This window comes from Thalassospira sp. CA1 (assembly GCF_059052855.1).
On the sequence record NZ_JBZCIA010000010.1, the window covers coordinates 170,633 to 184,232 of the forward strand.

26 protein-coding genes are annotated in these 13,600 nt (G+C 55.2%); all 26 read right to left on the bottom strand.

The features are described from left to right. Positions 1-15 precede the first annotated feature (15 nt). The 26 genes from AC5Q5A_RS16475 to rpsJ all read right to left on the bottom strand — a co-directional run bounded on the left by AC5Q5A_RS16475 (position 16) and on the right by rpsJ (position 13,430). Positions 16-1,032 (bottom strand): DNA-directed RNA polymerase subunit alpha, encoded by a 1,017-nt coding sequence (locus AC5Q5A_RS16475; protein WP_008892197.1) that lies wholly within the window; start codon positions 1,030-1,032, stop codon positions 16-18. Positions 1,033-1,155: 123 nt separating this feature from the next. Continuing rightward, the gene (gene rpsK / locus AC5Q5A_RS16480) at positions 1,156-1,548 is read right to left on the bottom strand and encodes a 30S ribosomal protein S11 (RefSeq protein ID WP_008892196.1); all 393 of its coding nucleotides are present in this window, start codon (positions 1,546-1,548) and stop codon (positions 1,156-1,158) included. A gap of 15 nt (positions 1,549-1,563) precedes the next feature. After that, positions 1,564-1,932: a 30S ribosomal protein S13 gene (gene rpsM / locus AC5Q5A_RS16485; protein ID WP_008892195.1), complete on the bottom strand. Its 369-nt coding sequence runs from the start codon at positions 1,930-1,932 to the stop codon at positions 1,564-1,566. 119 nt (positions 1,933-2,051) lie between these two features. After that, the gene (locus AC5Q5A_RS16490; protein WP_008892194.1) at positions 2,052-2,696 is read right to left on the bottom strand and encodes an adenylate kinase; all 645 of its coding nucleotides are present in this window, start codon (positions 2,694-2,696) and stop codon (positions 2,052-2,054) included. Between the two features lie 30 nt (positions 2,697-2,726). Next, a complete protein-coding gene (secY, locus tag AC5Q5A_RS16495; RefSeq protein ID WP_120225141.1) occupies positions 2,727-4,073 on the bottom strand; it encodes a preprotein translocase subunit SecY in 1,347 nt (448 codons plus the stop codon). An 80-nt stretch (positions 4,074-4,153) separates the two neighbouring features. Continuing rightward, on the bottom strand, positions 4,154-4,639 hold the full coding sequence (gene rplO, locus AC5Q5A_RS16500; protein WP_008892192.1) for a 50S ribosomal protein L15: 486 nt from the start codon (positions 4,637-4,639) through the stop codon (positions 4,154-4,156). Positions 4,640-4,668: 29 nt separating this feature from the next. Then, positions 4,669-4,863, bottom strand: a complete 195-nt coding sequence (rpmD, locus tag AC5Q5A_RS16505) for a 50S ribosomal protein L30 (protein WP_007091489.1) — start codon at positions 4,861-4,863, stop codon at positions 4,669-4,671. A 6-nt stretch (positions 4,864-4,869) separates the two neighbouring features. Then, a complete protein-coding gene (gene rpsE, locus AC5Q5A_RS16510; protein ID WP_008892191.1) occupies positions 4,870-5,445 on the bottom strand; it encodes a 30S ribosomal protein S5 in 576 nt (191 codons plus the stop codon). A gap of 11 nt (positions 5,446-5,456) precedes the next feature. Then, a complete protein-coding gene (gene rplR / locus AC5Q5A_RS16515) occupies positions 5,457-5,810 on the bottom strand; it encodes a 50S ribosomal protein L18 (RefSeq protein WP_008892190.1) in 354 nt (117 codons plus the stop codon). A gap of 11 nt (positions 5,811-5,821) precedes the next feature. Further along, positions 5,822-6,355, bottom strand: a complete 534-nt coding sequence (rplF, locus tag AC5Q5A_RS16520) for a 50S ribosomal protein L6 (protein WP_008892189.1) — start codon at positions 6,353-6,355, stop codon at positions 5,822-5,824. Positions 6,356-6,367: 12 nt separating this feature from the next. Further along, positions 6,368-6,766, bottom strand: a complete 399-nt coding sequence (rpsH, locus tag AC5Q5A_RS16525) for a 30S ribosomal protein S8 (protein WP_008892188.1) — start codon at positions 6,764-6,766, stop codon at positions 6,368-6,370. Positions 6,767-6,778: 12 nt separating this feature from the next. Then, a complete protein-coding gene (gene rpsN, locus AC5Q5A_RS16530) occupies positions 6,779-7,084 on the bottom strand; it encodes a 30S ribosomal protein S14 (RefSeq protein WP_064780511.1) in 306 nt (101 codons plus the stop codon). 13 nt (positions 7,085-7,097) lie between these two features. Continuing rightward, entirely contained in the window at positions 7,098-7,637 is a 540-nt protein-coding gene (gene rplE, locus AC5Q5A_RS16535) for a 50S ribosomal protein L5 (protein WP_008892186.1), read from the bottom strand. Positions 7,638-7,648: 11 nt separating this feature from the next. Continuing rightward, positions 7,649-7,966 carry a 50S ribosomal protein L24 gene (rplX, locus tag AC5Q5A_RS16540; protein WP_008892185.1) on the bottom strand — a complete coding sequence of 106 codons (318 nt, stop codon included), beginning with the start codon at positions 7,964-7,966 and terminating at the stop codon, positions 7,649-7,651. Next, positions 7,966-8,334 (bottom strand): 50S ribosomal protein L14, encoded by a 369-nt coding sequence (gene rplN / locus AC5Q5A_RS16545; RefSeq protein WP_008892184.1) that lies wholly within the window; start codon positions 8,332-8,334, stop codon positions 7,966-7,968. The genes rplX and rplN overlap by 1 nt, the downstream gene beginning before the upstream one ends. A gap of 34 nt (positions 8,335-8,368) precedes the next feature. After that, a complete protein-coding gene (gene rpsQ, locus AC5Q5A_RS16550) occupies positions 8,369-8,602 on the bottom strand; it encodes a 30S ribosomal protein S17 (RefSeq protein ID WP_008892183.1) in 234 nt (77 codons plus the stop codon). 26 nt (positions 8,603-8,628) lie between these two features. Next, entirely contained in the window at positions 8,629-8,829 is a 201-nt protein-coding gene (gene rpmC / locus AC5Q5A_RS16555) for a 50S ribosomal protein L29 (protein WP_008892182.1), read from the bottom strand. A 6-nt stretch (positions 8,830-8,835) separates the two neighbouring features. Beyond that, the gene (gene rplP / locus AC5Q5A_RS16560) at positions 8,836-9,255 is read right to left on the bottom strand and encodes a 50S ribosomal protein L16 (protein ID WP_008892181.1); all 420 of its coding nucleotides are present in this window, start codon (positions 9,253-9,255) and stop codon (positions 8,836-8,838) included. A 12-nt stretch (positions 9,256-9,267) separates the two neighbouring features. Further along, a complete protein-coding gene (gene rpsC, locus AC5Q5A_RS16565; RefSeq protein ID WP_008892180.1) occupies positions 9,268-9,954 on the bottom strand; it encodes a 30S ribosomal protein S3 in 687 nt (228 codons plus the stop codon). Next, complete coding sequence (gene rplV, locus AC5Q5A_RS16570) at positions 9,954-10,334, bottom strand: 50S ribosomal protein L22 (RefSeq protein WP_008892179.1); 381 nt, start codon at positions 10,332-10,334, stop codon at positions 9,954-9,956. Before rplV ends, rpsC begins: the two co-directional genes overlap by 1 nt. A gap of 2 nt (positions 10,335-10,336) precedes the next feature. After that, positions 10,337-10,615: a 30S ribosomal protein S19 gene (gene rpsS / locus AC5Q5A_RS16575; RefSeq protein WP_008892178.1), complete on the bottom strand. Its 279-nt coding sequence runs from the start codon at positions 10,613-10,615 to the stop codon at positions 10,337-10,339. Between the two features lie 16 nt (positions 10,616-10,631). After that, positions 10,632-11,459 (bottom strand): 50S ribosomal protein L2, encoded by an 828-nt coding sequence (rplB, locus tag AC5Q5A_RS16580; protein WP_063087033.1) that lies wholly within the window; start codon positions 11,457-11,459, stop codon positions 10,632-10,634. A 4-nt stretch (positions 11,460-11,463) separates the two neighbouring features. Further along, the gene (locus AC5Q5A_RS16585; RefSeq protein ID WP_008892176.1) at positions 11,464-11,766 is read right to left on the bottom strand and encodes a 50S ribosomal protein L23; all 303 of its coding nucleotides are present in this window, start codon (positions 11,764-11,766) and stop codon (positions 11,464-11,466) included. Further along, positions 11,763-12,383 carry a 50S ribosomal protein L4 gene (gene rplD, locus AC5Q5A_RS16590; RefSeq protein WP_008892175.1) on the bottom strand — a complete coding sequence of 207 codons (621 nt, stop codon included), beginning with the start codon at positions 12,381-12,383 and terminating at the stop codon, positions 11,763-11,765. The genes AC5Q5A_RS16585 and rplD overlap by 4 nt, the downstream gene beginning before the upstream one ends. Before the next feature lie 5 nt (positions 12,384-12,388). After that, positions 12,389-13,105 carry a 50S ribosomal protein L3 gene (rplC, locus tag AC5Q5A_RS16595; protein ID WP_008892174.1) on the bottom strand — a complete coding sequence of 239 codons (717 nt, stop codon included), beginning with the start codon at positions 13,103-13,105 and terminating at the stop codon, positions 12,389-12,391. A 16-nt stretch (positions 13,106-13,121) separates the two neighbouring features. After that, complete coding sequence (rpsJ, locus tag AC5Q5A_RS16600) at positions 13,122-13,430, bottom strand: 30S ribosomal protein S10 (protein WP_008892173.1); 309 nt, start codon at positions 13,428-13,430, stop codon at positions 13,122-13,124. Positions 13,431-13,600 lie beyond the last annotated feature (170 nt).

A 13,600-nucleotide genomic window follows, 5' to 3' on the forward strand; every position in this document is an offset into this window, starting at 1 on the left:
GCCGAAGACCCGTTCTTAGAACGGATCTTCGAACTTGCGAGCAAGTTCTTCGATGTTTTCCGGCGGCCAACCGCCGACTTCCATACCCAGATGCAGACCCATCTGAGCCAGTACATCCTTGATTTCGTTCAGCGACTTCCGGCCGAAGTTCGGCGTACGGAGCATTTCTGCTTCGGTCTTCTGAACAAGATCACCGATATAGATGATGTTGTCGTTCTTCAGGCAGTTAGCCGAACGTACCGATAGCTCAAGCTCGTCAACCTTACGCAGAAGGTTACGGTTGAACGGCAGTTCGTCTTCTTTCTTCTCTTCGACAACCGCTTCCGGCTCTTCGAAGTTGACGAACAGCGACAGCTGGTCCTGAAGGATACGGGCAGCAAGCGCAACCGAATCTTCCGGGGTCAGTGCACCGTTGGTTTCAACGGTCAACGACAGCTTGTCAAAGTCGGTATCCTGACCAACACGGGTGTTTTCCACCTTGTAGGCCACTTTACGGATCGGGCTGAAGATCGCATCGATCGGAATAAGACCAATCGGCGCGTCCGACGAGCTGTGCGAGCTGGCTGCAACATAGCCTTTACCGTTATCAACGGTGAATTCGATGTTGAGCGTAGCACCATCGTCAAGATGGCAAAGCTCGAGATCCGGGTTAAGGATTTCGATATCCGCACCGGTTTCGATCTGACCTGCGGTGACGGCACCAGGGCCAGTCGCCTTCAGAGCCATTTTCTTCGGACCTTCAGCATGCATACGCACGCCCATGGTCTTGATGTTCAGGATGATGTCGGTGACATCTTCACGCACACCCGGGATCGACGAAAATTCGTGCAATACACCATCGATCTGGATCGCGGTAACTGCCGAACCCTGGAGCGACGACAGCAGAATGCGACGCAGCGCGTTACCCAGAGTCTGACCAAAACCGCGCTCCAGCGGTTCTGCCACGATCGTACCAATACGGCTGGCATCAGTACCCGGAGTAACATCAAGCTTCGTCGGCTTAATCAGTTCCTGCCAGTTCTTTTGAATCACGAGACCCACCTTCGCAACTGGAGCCTATGGAAAGGAGGGCAATAAACTTGCCCCCACGAGAAACGCGAAGAGGCCCGGTCATCCCGGGCCCAAACGCGGGGTCGTCCGCAAGGATCGACGCGATTAGACGCGACGACGTTTACGCGGACGGCAACCGTTATGCGGAATCGGCGTTACGTCTTTGATCGACGTAATGGTGAAACCGACAGCCTGAAGCGCACGCAGTGCAGATTCACGTCCCGAACCCGGGCCTTTAACCTGTACTTCGAGGGTTTTCATACCGTGTTCAGCAGCTTTTTTACCTGCGTCTTCGGCAGCCATCTGTGCAGCATACGGAGTCGATTTACGCGAACCGCGGAAACCCATACCACCAGCGGTCGACCAGGAAATGGTATTTCCCTGTACGTCGGTGATGGTGATCATGGTGTTGTTGAAGGTCGCGTTTACGTGCGCGATACCGTTCGTAATGTTCTTGCGCTCGCGGCGACGCACGCGAGTCTGAGGAGTCTTCGCCATTGTCGTTCCCCTACCTTACTTCTTCTTGCCAGCAATCGGCTTAGCCGGGCCCTTACGGGTGCGAGCGTTGGTGTGGGTACGCTGACCGCGTACCGGGAGACCGCGACGATGACGCAGGCCGCGATAGCTGCCCAGGTCCATCAGACGTTTAATGTTCATTGCGGTTTCACGACGGAGGTCGCCTTCGACGGTGTAATCAGCGTCGATGACTTCACGAACCTTCAGAACCTGGTCATCAGAAAGCTGATGCACGCGGGTTGCGGATTCGATGCCAACCTTGGCGCAAATTTCTTTGGCTTTAGCCGGGCCAATACCGGTGATGTAGGTAAGCGCAATCACGACACGCTTAGCGGTCGGGATGTTTACGCCAGCAATACGAGCCACTATGTGAACTCCTGTTTCCTGTTAACAAACCCAGGGGCAGATCCGGTAGGGTAGGACGCTGCAAAAGCGGGCCAGCATTACTGCCAACCCGCCAGCAAAAAAACGCCCTGCCCGGGAAATTACCCCAGGATGGCTTCAATCTCGCGCGTAACTTGGTCGATTTCAGCCATCCCGTCAACTGTTTTCAGCTTACCGACCTTTTCATAGTAAGGAATGATCGGTGCTGTCTGCTTGTGATAAGCTTCCAGTCGCGAAGTGACCGTCTCGGCATTGTCGTCCGCACGGCGTTTAAATTCGGTGCTGCCACATACGTCACAGACACCTTCCTTGGCGGGTTTCTGGAACTCGTCGTGATAGCCCTGCCCGCATTTCGCGCAGGTATAGCGACCAACAATACGGGCCACCAGTGCTGCATCGTCAACACGCAGTTCAATCACATAGTCAAGTGCCAGTCCCTTGGATTCCAGCATCTCGTCCAGGGCTTCTGCCTGGGCGGTGGTGCGTGGGAACCCGTCCAGAATGAAACCACCCTTGGTATCATCCTGGTCAAGTCGTTCGGAAATCAGACCGATCATCAGATCGTCGGATACGAGCTGGCCCGCATCCATGACTTCCTTTGCCTTCTGCCCCAGTTCCGTGCCAGCAGCAACCGCCGCGCGGAGCATGTCGCCCGTCGAGAGCTGGATCATGCCGCGTCCTGTTTCAAGACGCTTGGCCTGGGTACCTTTCCCTGCGCCGGGAGGGCCAAGAAGGATAATGTTCATCGTCTTCCCCCTGAATGCGGTGGTCGCTTGTTAGCGGCGGCGACCACGCAGTTTGGATTTCTTGATCAGGCCTTCATACTGATGAGCCAGCATATGAGACTGAATCTGCGCAACGGTATCCATGGTTACCGTGACAACGATCAGGAGGCTAGTCCCACCAAAGTAGAAGGGAACAGACCATTCCGCGATCAGCAGTTCCGGCAGGATACAGACGAATGCGAGATACGCTGCACCGATCACCGTCAGACGGGTCAGAATGAAATCCAGATAGTTGGCTGTATTTTTACCCGGACGAATGCCCGGAATAAAGCCACCATGTTTCTTCAGGTTGTCTGCCGTATCTTCCGGGTTGAACACAACCGCGGTGTAGAAGAAGGCAAAGAAGACGATCAAACCGATATAAAGCGCAATATAAAGCGGCTGACCACGGCCAAGCAGTGCAGTTGCAGTCGTCAACCAGGCCGGAGCATCAACACCGGTGGTGAACTGGGCAACCGACAGCGGCATGAGCAGCAGCGAGCTTGCGAAGATCGGCGGAATAACACCGGCAGTGTTGATCTTGAGCGGCAGGTGCGAGCTCTGACCTTCCATGACCTTCATGCCGACCTGGCGTTTCGGGTACTGGATCAGAACGCGGCGCTGTGCACGTTCAACAAAGACGATGAAGGCGATAACCGCGATTGCCAGAACGATGATTGCAACGATAACCAGTGCAGAGATCGCACCGGTACGACCCAGTTCAAGGGTACCTGCAATCGCGCTTGGCAGACCGGCAACAATACCGGCAAAGATGATCAGCGAAATACCGTTACCAATGCCGCGCTGGGTGATCTGTTCACCAAGCCACATCAGGAACATGGTGCCACCAACAAGGGTGATCACAGCGGTAATGCGGAAGAACATGCCCGGATCCGGAACAGCAGCACCGGAAGAACCGGTCATGCTTTCAAGACCAACAGCAATGCCCCATGCCTGCACCGTTGCGATCAGCACCGTCAGATAGCGGGTATATTGATTAATCTTTTTACGACCCTGCTCGCCTTCCTTCTTGAGTTGCTCAAGCGTTGGCGAAACAGTCGTCATCAACTGAATAATAATCGAGGCCGAGATGTACGGCATGATATTCAGCGCGAAGATCGTCATACGACCCAGCGCACCACCGGCGAACATGTCAAACATGCCCAGAACGCCACCCGCATTCTGACGGAAAATGTCAGCAAGAATAGACGGGTCGACACCAGGAACCGGAATATAGGTTCCAAGACGGTAAACAATAAGCGCGCCCAAAGTGAACCAGATACGCTTTTTAAGCTCGGTTGACTTTGAAAAAGCGGACCAATTCAGGTTCGCGGCAAGCTGCTCGGCGGCCGATGCCATGCACTCATCTCCCAATACACATAAACTGGAGGGTCCGGTCCCGTGTACTGGAACCGGACCCTCTCGAAGTCAATTTAGGCTTATTCTGCGGATTCTGCAGCAGCGACCGGAGCAAGAACCTTGACCGAACCACCAGCTTTCTCGACAGCTTCAACAGCTGCTTTGGAAGCACCGGAGATTTCGATGTTCAGTTTCGCTTTCAGTTCGCCTTTGGCAAGAAGACGCAGACCGTCTTTCTGCGGACGAGCCAGACCTTTTTCCGCAAGAACAGCGACGGTGACATTTGCACCTTCTTCAAGAACGCCGTTATCAACAGCAGTCTGAAGGGTACCAAGGTTCACAACGCCGAACTGTTTCTTGAACGGGTTTTTGAAGCCGCGTTTCGGAAGACGGCGATAGATAGGCATCTGCCCACCTTCGAAGCCATTGATGGCTACACCCGAACGGGACTTCTGACCCTTCTGACCTGCGCCAGAAGTTTTGCCTTTGCCCGAACCGATGCCGCGACCGACGCGGGTGCGCGCCTTGCGGGCACCCGGGTTATCGGCGAGTTCGTTGAGTTTCATCGTTCAACACCTTTTCGATCTGGGGTCAATCAAGCCTCGTCCACACGGACGAGGTGTTTGACCTTTGCGATCATACCGCGAACAGCCGGAGTATCTTCCAGCTCACGAGTCCGGTGCAGTTTGTTCAGGCCAAGACCAACAAGGGTCTGGCGCTGATCAGCCGGACGTCCGATCGGCGAACCCGTCTGGGTAACGCGTACGGTCGCTTTTTTCTTAGCAGCCATATCGAATTACTCCTTTTCGAGAACGGCGGCAGCAGCCGAACCGCTATCGCGACGGGCAACGACGTCACCGACTTTCAGGCCACGCTTAGCAGCGACCTGACGCGGGGAAGCACCGTTGACCAGAGCGTCAAGGGTTGCGCGGATCACGTTGTGCGGGTTGTTCGAACCGGTGCATTTGGACACAACGTCCTGAACGCCCATGGTTTCGAAAACCGCACGCATCGCACCGCCTGCGATGATACCGGTACCAGCCGGAGCGGAGCGAAGGATAACCTTGCCTGCACCGAAATGGCCCTGCGTATCATGGTGAAGGGTACGGCCTTCACGCAGCGGAACGCGGATCATGTTACGTTTAGCAGCTTCGGTGGCCTTACGGATCGCTTCCGGAACTTCACGGGCTTTACCCGTGCCGTATCCGACGCGACCGCGCTGGTCACCGACAACTACCATTGCGGAGAAAGCAAAGCGACGGCCACCCTTAACGACTTTCGCGACGCGGTTGATACCAACCAGCTTGTCGACGAGTTCGTTTTCTTCACGGGCTTTCGGCGCCTGCTGCTGTTGATTCTGGTTACGTGCCATGGTCGTGCTCCTTAGAAGTCCAGACCGCCCTCACGGGCGGCATCGGCCAGAGCTTTCACCCGGCCATGGAACAGATACCCGCCACGATCGAAAACGACCGTTTTCACACCAGCTTTGACTGCGCGCTCGGCAATTGCCTTGCCAACCAGAGCAGCGGCGTCGGCATTGCTGCCTTTCGCCTTCAGATCTTTCTCCATCGTCGAGGCAGCCACCAGGGTGGTGCCTTTGACGTCGTCGATGATCTGAGCATAGATGTGGGCGTTCGAACGGTGCACGCTGAGGCGCGGGCGACCGGCCGCTTTCTGGCGGATCGCAAAACGAACGCGACGCTTGCGGCGTTCGAATAGGCTTCTCACGTTTTTCATCGTGCCTGTCCTTACTTCTTCTTGCCTTCTTTGCGCAAGATATACTCGCCTTCGTAGCGGACACCCTTGCCTTTGTAAGGCTCCGGACCGCGCCAGCCGCGTGCATTCGCAGCGAACTGACCAACGAGTTGTTTATCTGCGCCAGAAATGGCGACGAGGGTCGGCTTTTCAGCAACGACGTTAAGACCCGCAGGGATCTCCATTTCTACGTCATGTGAGAAGCCAAGCTGCAGAACCAGGTTTTTGCCCTGAACCTGCGCACGGTAACCAACACCGGTGATTTCCAGTTTCTTGGTGAACCCTTCCGAAACCCCGGTAACGAGGTTCGCGATATTGGCACGGGTGGTACCCCAAAGGGCACGAGCGCGCTTGCTATCGTTTTTAGGTTTCACGAAGATCTGGTTATCTTCCTGAGTGACGGATACGTCCGAGGTCAAAGCCAGGTTAAGCTCACCGAGCTTGCCTTTTGCGCTGATCTGCTCTTCGGTCAAGGTGATGGTAACGCCGTTAGGCACGACCACCGGGTTTTTTCCTACTCGCGACATCGTTGGCCCTCCTTAGAATACCTTGCAGAGGATTTCGCCGCCGACATTCTGCTCGCGAGCCTCCTGATCCGATAGAACCCCTCGCGGAGTGGACAGGACTGCGATGCCCAGACCGTTATATACCTTCGGAAGATCTTTGATCTTCGAATATACACGACGACCCGGGGTCGAGACGCGGTCGATCTGCTTAATCACGCCATCACCCTCAAAATATTTGAGTTCGATGGTGATTTCGCTGACGCCCTTGCGAATTTCATTAACATTGTAACCGCGGATATAACCTTCGCGCTGGAGAACATCCAGCACACCGGTACGCAGTTTCGAAGCCGGCGAAACGACGCTGGATTTACCAACGCGCTGGCCGTTACGGATACGCGTGAGCATATCACCGACTGGATCAGTCATCGACATGTGATGTCCTCCTTACCAGCTCGACTTCACCATGCCCGGGATCTGACCACGTGAAGCAAGTTCACGAAGCGCGATACGGGACAGGCGGAATTTGCGATAGACACCACGCGGACGACCGGTGATCTGGCAGCGAATACGCTGACGGATACGAGCCGAGTTACGCGGCAGCTGGGCGAGTTTCATCACAGCAACGATACGATCCTCAGGGGTCGTCTCGCGATTTGCGATAACCGCTTTAAGGGCGGCACGCTTGGCAGAATATTTTTTAGCCAGGCGTTCACGTTTGAGTTCACGCTCTACAGCGCTTTTCTTGGCCATGGGCCAACCTCCGTTAGTTTCCGAACGGAAGATCAAAGCCCTTAAGAAGGGCGAGAGCTTCATCGTCGGACTTAGCCGTGGTACAAATGATGATATCCATCCCGCGAACAGAGTCGACTTTGTCGTACTCTACCTCAGGAAAGACGAACTGTTCTTTCAAGCCCATGGCAAAGTTGCCACGACCATCGAAAGATTTTTTGTTCAGGCCGCGGAAGTCACGAACGCGCGGCAGCGCGATGGTGACCAGGCGGTCCAAGAACTCAAACATACGGTCGCGACGCAAGGTCACTTTACAACCGATGTTCATACCTTCACGCAGCTTGAAAGCCGCAACGGACTTTTTCGCCTTGGTGAAGACAGGCTTCTGACCGGTGATAGCAGCGAGATCCGCAGCAGCACCTTCCAGCTTCTTACGATCCTGGGTGGCGTCGCCGACACCCATGTTGATCACGATTTTCTCGAGGCGCGGAATCTCCATGGTGTTCTCGTAGGAGAACTCCTTCTGGAGTGCGTCACGCACCACTTCTTTGTAATGTTCGCGCAGGCGCGTCATTTTTCCGTCCCTCAGTTGTCGATGACTTCGCCGCTGAGCTTCGCTACGCGAACCTTGCGACCATCATCGAGGGTCTTGAAACCGACGCGGGTCGGCTTGTTTTCTTTCGGGTCAACAATCGCGACGTTGGAAACAGCAATTTTTGCTTCCTTTTCGACGATGCCACCAGCATCAGCACCGGTCGGGCGCTGGTGACGTTTCACCAGGTTAATGCCCGAAACCAGAACTTTGTTCTCGGTCGGGAAAGCGGCGAGAACTTCGCCGGTTTTCCCTTTGTCTTTACCCGTCAGAACAACGACGCGATCGCCCTTTTTAATCTTGGCAGCCATTACAGCACCTCCGGAGCGAGCGAAATGATCTTCATGTAACCTTTAGAACGAAGTTCACGGGTTACCGGGCCAAAAATACGCGTGCCGATCGGCTCGCCGTTCGCATTAATGAGAACGGCAGCGTTGCGGTCAAAGCGGATCGCCGAGCCATCGGCACGACGAATTTCCTTTGCGGTGCGAACGATGACAGCTTTGTGAACTGCACCCTTCTTTACGCGACCGCGCGGAATGGCTTCCTTGACGGAAACCACGATAACATCACCAACGTTGGCGGTTTTGCGCTTCGAGCCGCCCAGCACCTTGATGCACTGGACGCGGCGAGCGCCGCTGTTGTCGGCGACGTCCAGATTGGACTGCATCTGGATCATGGGTTTACCCCTTGACTATGATTGGGCTGAGGACTCACTCCTCGACCACTACTTCCCAAGACTTCAACTTCGAGATCGGTTTGCATTCGCGAATGCGAACAACGTCACCCGTTTTGAAGCGGTTCTCTTCATCGTGCGCGTGGAATTTCTTCGACTTACGCACGTACTTTTTATACAGCGGGTGCATGACCTGGCGCTCCACTCGGACCACCACGGTCTTGTCGTTTTTGGTCGAAACGACTGTCCCCTGCAATACACGCCTCGGCATGTGTGTCTACTCCTCTGCGTGTCCAGTTAGGCCGCGGTTGCACCCTTCTCGTTACCGAGAAGGGTTTTAATGCGGGCAATATCACGACGGACCTGGCGGACCCGCGCAGTGTTCTCGAACTGCCCAGAAGCCTGCTGGAAACGCATATTGAACGATTCCTTACGCAGGTCCAGAAGCAGCTGCTTCAGTTCGTCAGCGCTTTTAGCGCGGAGATCAGCAATTTTCATCACTAATTACTCCCCTTCACCAAGACGGGTGACAAACTTGGTCTTGATCGGCAATTTTGCCGCTGCCAGCTCGAAAGCTCGGCGTGCAAGATCCAACGGAACACCGTCGAGTTCAAACATGATCCGACCCGGTTTAACGCGTGCCGCCCAATATTCAGGCGAGCCTTTACCTTTACCCTGACGGACTTCGGCAGGCTTCTGCGAGACCGGGAGATCCGGGAAAACGCGAATCCACACACGGCCTTGACGGCGCATGTGGCGGGTGATCGCGCGGCGAGCCGCTTCGATCTGACGCGCCGTTATACGCTCCGGCTCCATGGCTTTCAAGCCATAAGCGCCGAAATTAAGTTCGGTACCACCCTTGGCTTCGCCTTTGAGGCGGCCTTTGTGGGCTTTACGGAACTTTGTACGTTTCGGAGAAAGCATATCGGGATCTCCTTACTTACGACCGGAACCAGCCGACTCGAGAGCGCGACGCTCAGAAGCCAACGGATCATGTGCCATGATTTCGCCCTTGAAGATCCAGACCTTCAGACCGCAAACACCATAGGTGGTGTGTGCTTCGGAAGTGCCATAATCAACGTCCGCACGCAGGGTATGCAGCGGAACGCGACCTTCACGGTACCATTCGGTACGGGCGATTTCAGCGCCACCAAGACGACCAGCAGCATTAATACGAATGCCACCGGCACCGAGACGCATTGCGTTCTGAACCGAGCGCTTCATAGCGCGACGGAACGAAACACGGCGCTCAAGCTGCTGGGCGATGTTGTCAGCGACCAGCTTGGCATCGAGTTCCGGCTTGCGGATCTCGATGATGTTAACCTGCACTTCGGCATTTGCCAGTTTCTGCAGATCGTTCTTGAGCTTCTCGATGTCCTGGCCTTTTTTCCCGATCACAACGCCCGGACGAGCGGTGTGGATCGAAATGCGGGCTTTCTTCGCCGGACGTTCGATAATCACCTTCGATACACCCGCCTGTTTCAGACGGTCGAAGATGAAATTGCGGATCGCGAGATCTTCGTGAAGAAGACCAGCGAAATCGGCCTTGTTGGCGTACCAGCGGGAGTCCCAGGTACGGTTAATGCCAACGCGCAGACCGATCGGATTAATTTTCTGACCCATTACTCGGCCTCCTCACGTTCGCAAACGACGATGCGCATGTTGGAGAACGGCTTAATGATTTTGCCAACACGACCGCGTGCACGGGCGCGCCAGCGCTTCATTACGAAGGCCTTACCAACAGATGCCTCTTTAATATAGAGACGGTCAACATCGAGCTGATGGTTGTTTTCGGCATTAGCAATTGCCGATTCCAGCAGCTTTTTGACGTCCTGCGAAATGCGTTTATTGGAGAAGGTCAGTTCTGCCAAAGCAGCTTCTGCCTTCATACCACGAATCGACTCGGCGACGAGGTTGAGCTTACGCGGGGAAATGCGTACTGCCCGGAGCGAAGCCGCGGCCTCGTTATCCGCCAGCCGACGGATGTCAGCTTTCTTACCCATCGTTACTTCCTCTTCGCCTTTTTGTCGGCCGCGTGACCATAGTAGGTACGGGTCGGCGAGAATTCACCGAACTTGTGACCAATCATATCTTCGGTCACGAGCACCGGCAGGAATTTCTGGCCATTGTAAACCCCAAAGGTGAGGCCTACGAATTGCGGCAAAATCGTCGAACGCCGCGACCAGGTCTTAATTACCTCATTCCGGCCTGAGGCACGGACAGTATCGGCTTTCTTAAGAAGGTATCCGTCAACAAACGGACCCTTCCAAACGGAACGCGCCATAGTCTAGCCTCCTCCGTTAGCTCTTGTGACGACGGCGCATGATGAGCGCGTCGGTCTTTTTGTTCGAGCGGGTACGTTTGCCCTTGGTAGGCTTGCCCCACGGCGTAACCGGGTGACGACCACCCGACGTACGACCTTCACCACCACCATGCGGGTGATCGATCGGGTTCATGGCAACGCCACGAACCGAAGGACGCTTGCCAAGCCAGCGATTACGGCCGGCTTTACCAAGGTTCGAGTTCTGATGGTCCGGGTTGGACACGGCACCGATGGTAGCCATGCATTCACCACGAACCAAACGTACCTCACCGGAGGACAGCTTAAGCTGGGCGTAACCCTGGTCCTTACCAACAAGCTGTACATACGAGCCTGCTGAACGTGCGACCTGACCACCTTTACCGGCTTTCAGTTCGACGTTATGGACAATGGTACCGACCGGAATGTTCTTCAGCGGTGCGGCGTTACCCGGCTTAATGTCTACGCGTTCAGCGGCAACAATGTTGTCGCCGACAGCGAGACGCTGCGGTGCGAGGATGTAGGCCAGCTCGTCGTCGGAATAGCGAACCAGTGCGATAAACGCGGTACGGTTCGGATCATATTCCAAACGCTCGACGGTACCGACGACGTCAAACTTGGTACGTTTGAAGTCGATGAGACGGTAACGACGTTTGTGACCACCACCAATACGGCGGGCGGTGATACGACCAGTGTTGTTACGGCCACCTTTCTTGCGAAGACCTTCGGTCAACGCTTTGATCGGCTTGCCCTTGTGGAGATCAGAACGATCCACGAGAACCAGCTGACGGCGACCAGGAGAGGTTGGTTTAAACTTCTTCAAAGCCATTGTCTTAGATTCCCGTAGTCACATCGATGGACTGGCCCTCTTCGAGGGTCACCATCGCTTTCTTGAAATCGCTCCGACGACCGGAAATACCGCGAAAACGCTTGGTCTTTCCTTTTACCACAGAGGTATTGACCGCCTTGACCTTCACCCCGAACAGACCTTCCACAGCAGCCTTGATCTCCGGCTTGGTGGCGTCGATCGCAACTTTGAACGCAACTGCGTTGTGTTCAGAAATCAGCGTCGACTTTTCAGTGATATGCGGGGCGCGGATGACTTCGTACATCCGCTCTTTGCTGATGATCGTCATTTGAGACGTGCCTCCAACGCTTCGACCGCACCCTTGGTCAGCACCAGGGTGTCACGGCGCAGGATGTCATAGACGTTAGCACCAATCTGTGGGAGCACATCAACCTGCGGGATGTTGCGCGCTGCGCGTGCAAAACCTTCGTTGACCTGCGCACCGTCGATGATCAGTGCAGACTTCCAGCCGAGTTTATTGAAAACTGCGACCAGATTCTTGGTTTTGGCGTCCGAGAATTCCGCATTATCAAGAACGATAAGCTTACCGTCTTTTGCCTTAGCCGACAGAGCGGTTTTCAGCGCGAGTTTACGGAACTTCTTGGTCAGATCGTGTGCGTGGTCGCGAACGCGCGGACCGTGCACGGTACCACCACCACGGAACTGTGCGGCTTTACGGGAACCGTGACGTGCACCGCCACTACCCTTCTGACGCACGAATTTTTTCGTGGTTGCGGAAACTTCGGACTTTTCCTTTACCTTGTGGGTACCGGCACGGCGTTTTGCCAGCTGCCAGTTCACCATGCGGTGCAGGACGTCACGACGTACTTCCAGACCAAAGATGTCTTCTGCAAGATCAATCTTACCGGACTTGGAAGCGTCAAGTTTGAGAATGTCGAGCTTCATGATGCTTATTCCTTATCCTCGGCGACAGCTTCTTCAGCGGCCGGGGCAGCACCCTTGAGCGCGGCCGGGAACGGCAGACCTTCCGGTGCAGCACGCTTCACGGCATCCTTGACAAGGACATAGGCACCCTTGTGACCCGGAACGGCACCATGCACCAGGATCAGGCCTTTGTCGGCGTCCGAAGACACGACTTTAAGGGACTGAACGGTTACACGTGCGGCACCGAGGTGACCAGCCATCTTCTTACCTTTGAAGACGCGGCCCGGGTCCTGGCACTGACCGGTGGAACCATGCGAACGGTGCGATACAGACACACCGTGCGACGCACGCAGACCACCGAAGTTGTGACGCTTCATCGCACCGGCAAAACCTTTACCGATGGACGTGCCGATTACGTCAACGTACTGGCCTTCGACGAAATGGGTTGCAGCAAGTTCTGCACCAACTTCGATCAGGCCATCTTCGCTCACGCGGAATTCAGCAAGTTTGGCTTTCGGCTCAACCTTGGCTTTGGCGAAGTGGCCACGCATCGGCTTGGATACGTTTTTCACTTTCGCTTTGCCATAACCAAGCTGAACAGCGACGTAGCCGTCTGTGTCGTTGGTACGGTTGGCGACAACCTGAAGATCTTCGACCTTCAGAACGGTTACAGGAAGGTGGGAACCGTCGTCGTTGAAGACGCGGGTCATACCGACCTTCTGGGTAATAAGTCCACTACGCATTGCGGCTTACTCCCGATTAAAGTTTGATCTCGACATCGACACCGGACGCAAGGTCGAGCTTCATAAGAGCATCGACGGTTTGCGGGGTCGGGTCGACAATGTCGAGAAGACGCTTGTGCGTACGGATTTCAAGCTGTTCGCGTGACTTTTTGTTCACGTGCGGAGACCGCAGAACAGTGTACTTTTCGATGCGGGTCGGCAGCGGAATCGGGCCGCGGACCTCTGCGCCAGTGCGCTTCGCCGTATTGACGATCTCACGCGTGGACTGATCCAGCACGCGATGGTCAAACGCCTTGAGGCGAATGCGAATGTTCTGACTATCCATGTAATTATGTACCGGAGCCCTCAAAAGGACACCGGCCCCTCAACTGGAGTTGACGATTGCCGCAAAAGTGTTGGGGGGGGGGGTTGAAGGACAACCCTCCCCCACAAACAAAAGAAAAAAAAAGCCTCTGGGCTTTGTCCCCACACCCCCCCCCCCACGCCGACCCCCCC

Excerpts from the sequence above, each read along its gene's own strand:
- rplE (WP_008892186.1), bottom strand. The coding sequence starts at position 7,637 with ATGACGCGCCTGCGCGAACATTACAAAGAAGTGGTGCGTGACGCACTC.
- rpsS (WP_008892178.1), bottom strand. The coding sequence starts at position 10,615 with ATGGCGCGTTCCGTTTGGAAGGGTCCGTTTGTTGACGGATACCTTCTT.
- rplF (WP_008892189.1), bottom strand. The coding sequence starts at position 6,355 with ATGTCGCGAGTAGGAAAAAACCCGGTGGTCGTGCCTAACGGCGTTACC.
- AC5Q5A_RS16585 (WP_008892176.1), bottom strand. The coding sequence starts at position 11,766 with ATGACGATCATCAGCAAAGAGCGGATGTACGAAGTCATCCGCGCCCCG.
- rplC (WP_008892174.1), bottom strand. The coding sequence starts at position 13,105 with ATGCGTAGTGGACTTATTACCCAGAAGGTCGGTATGACCCGCGTCTTC.
- rplD (WP_008892175.1), bottom strand. The coding sequence starts at position 12,383 with ATGAAGCTCGACATTCTCAAACTTGACGCTTCCAAGTCCGGTAAGATT.
- rpsE (WP_008892191.1), bottom strand. The coding sequence starts at position 5,445 with ATGGCACGTAACCAGAATCAACAGCAGCAGGCGCCGAAAGCCCGTGAA.
- rplP (WP_008892181.1), bottom strand. The coding sequence starts at position 9,255 with ATGCTTTCTCCGAAACGTACAAAGTTCCGTAAAGCCCACAAAGGCCGC.
- AC5Q5A_RS16490 (WP_008892194.1), bottom strand. The coding sequence starts at position 2,696 with ATGAACATTATCCTTCTTGGCCCTCCCGGCGCAGGGAAAGGTACCCAG.
- rpsJ (WP_008892173.1), bottom strand. The coding sequence starts at position 13,430 with ATGGATAGTCAGAACATTCGCATTCGCCTCAAGGCGTTTGACCATCGC.
- rpsK (WP_008892196.1), bottom strand. The coding sequence starts at position 1,548 with ATGGCGAAGACTCCTCAGACTCGCGTGCGTCGCCGCGAGCGCAAGAAC.
- rplV (WP_008892179.1), bottom strand. The coding sequence starts at position 10,334 with ATGGGTAAGAAAGCTGACATCCGTCGGCTGGCGGATAACGAGGCCGCG.
- rpsQ (WP_008892183.1), bottom strand. The coding sequence starts at position 8,602 with ATGCCGAGGCGTGTATTGCAGGGGACAGTCGTTTCGACCAAAAACGAC.
- rpsC (WP_008892180.1), bottom strand. The coding sequence starts at position 9,954 with ATGGGTCAGAAAATTAATCCGATCGGTCTGCGCGTTGGCATTAACCGT.
- rplR (WP_008892190.1), bottom strand. The coding sequence starts at position 5,810 with ATGAAAAACGTGAGAAGCCTATTCGAACGCCGCAAGCGTCGCGTTCGT.
- rpmC (WP_008892182.1), bottom strand. The coding sequence starts at position 8,829 with ATGAAAATTGCTGATCTCCGCGCTAAAAGCGCTGACGAACTGAAGCAG.
- rplB (WP_063087033.1), bottom strand. The coding sequence starts at position 11,459 with ATGGCTTTGAAGAAGTTTAAACCAACCTCTCCTGGTCGCCGTCAGCTG.
- rplX (WP_008892185.1), bottom strand. The coding sequence starts at position 7,966 with ATGGCTGCCAAGATTAAAAAGGGCGATCGCGTCGTTGTTCTGACGGGT.
- rplO (WP_008892192.1), bottom strand. The coding sequence starts at position 4,639 with ATGAAACTCAACGAACTCGCCGATAACCCGGGTGCCCGCAAGGCGCGC.
- rpsN (WP_064780511.1), bottom strand. The coding sequence starts at position 7,084 with ATGGCCAAGAAAAGCGCTGTAGAGCGTGAACTCAAACGTGAACGCCTG.
- rpmD (WP_007091489.1), bottom strand. The coding sequence starts at position 4,863 with ATGGCTGCTAAGAAAAAAGCGACCGTACGCGTTACCCAGACGGGTTCG.
- secY (WP_120225141.1), bottom strand. The coding sequence starts at position 4,073 with ATGGCATCGGCCGCCGAGCAGCTTGCCGCGAACCTGAATTGGTCCGCT.
- rplN (WP_008892184.1), bottom strand. The coding sequence starts at position 8,334 with ATGATCCAGATGCAGTCCAATCTGGACGTCGCCGACAACAGCGGCGCT.
- rpsH (WP_008892188.1), bottom strand. The coding sequence starts at position 6,766 with ATGTCGATGACTGATCCAGTCGGTGATATGCTCACGCGTATCCGTAAC.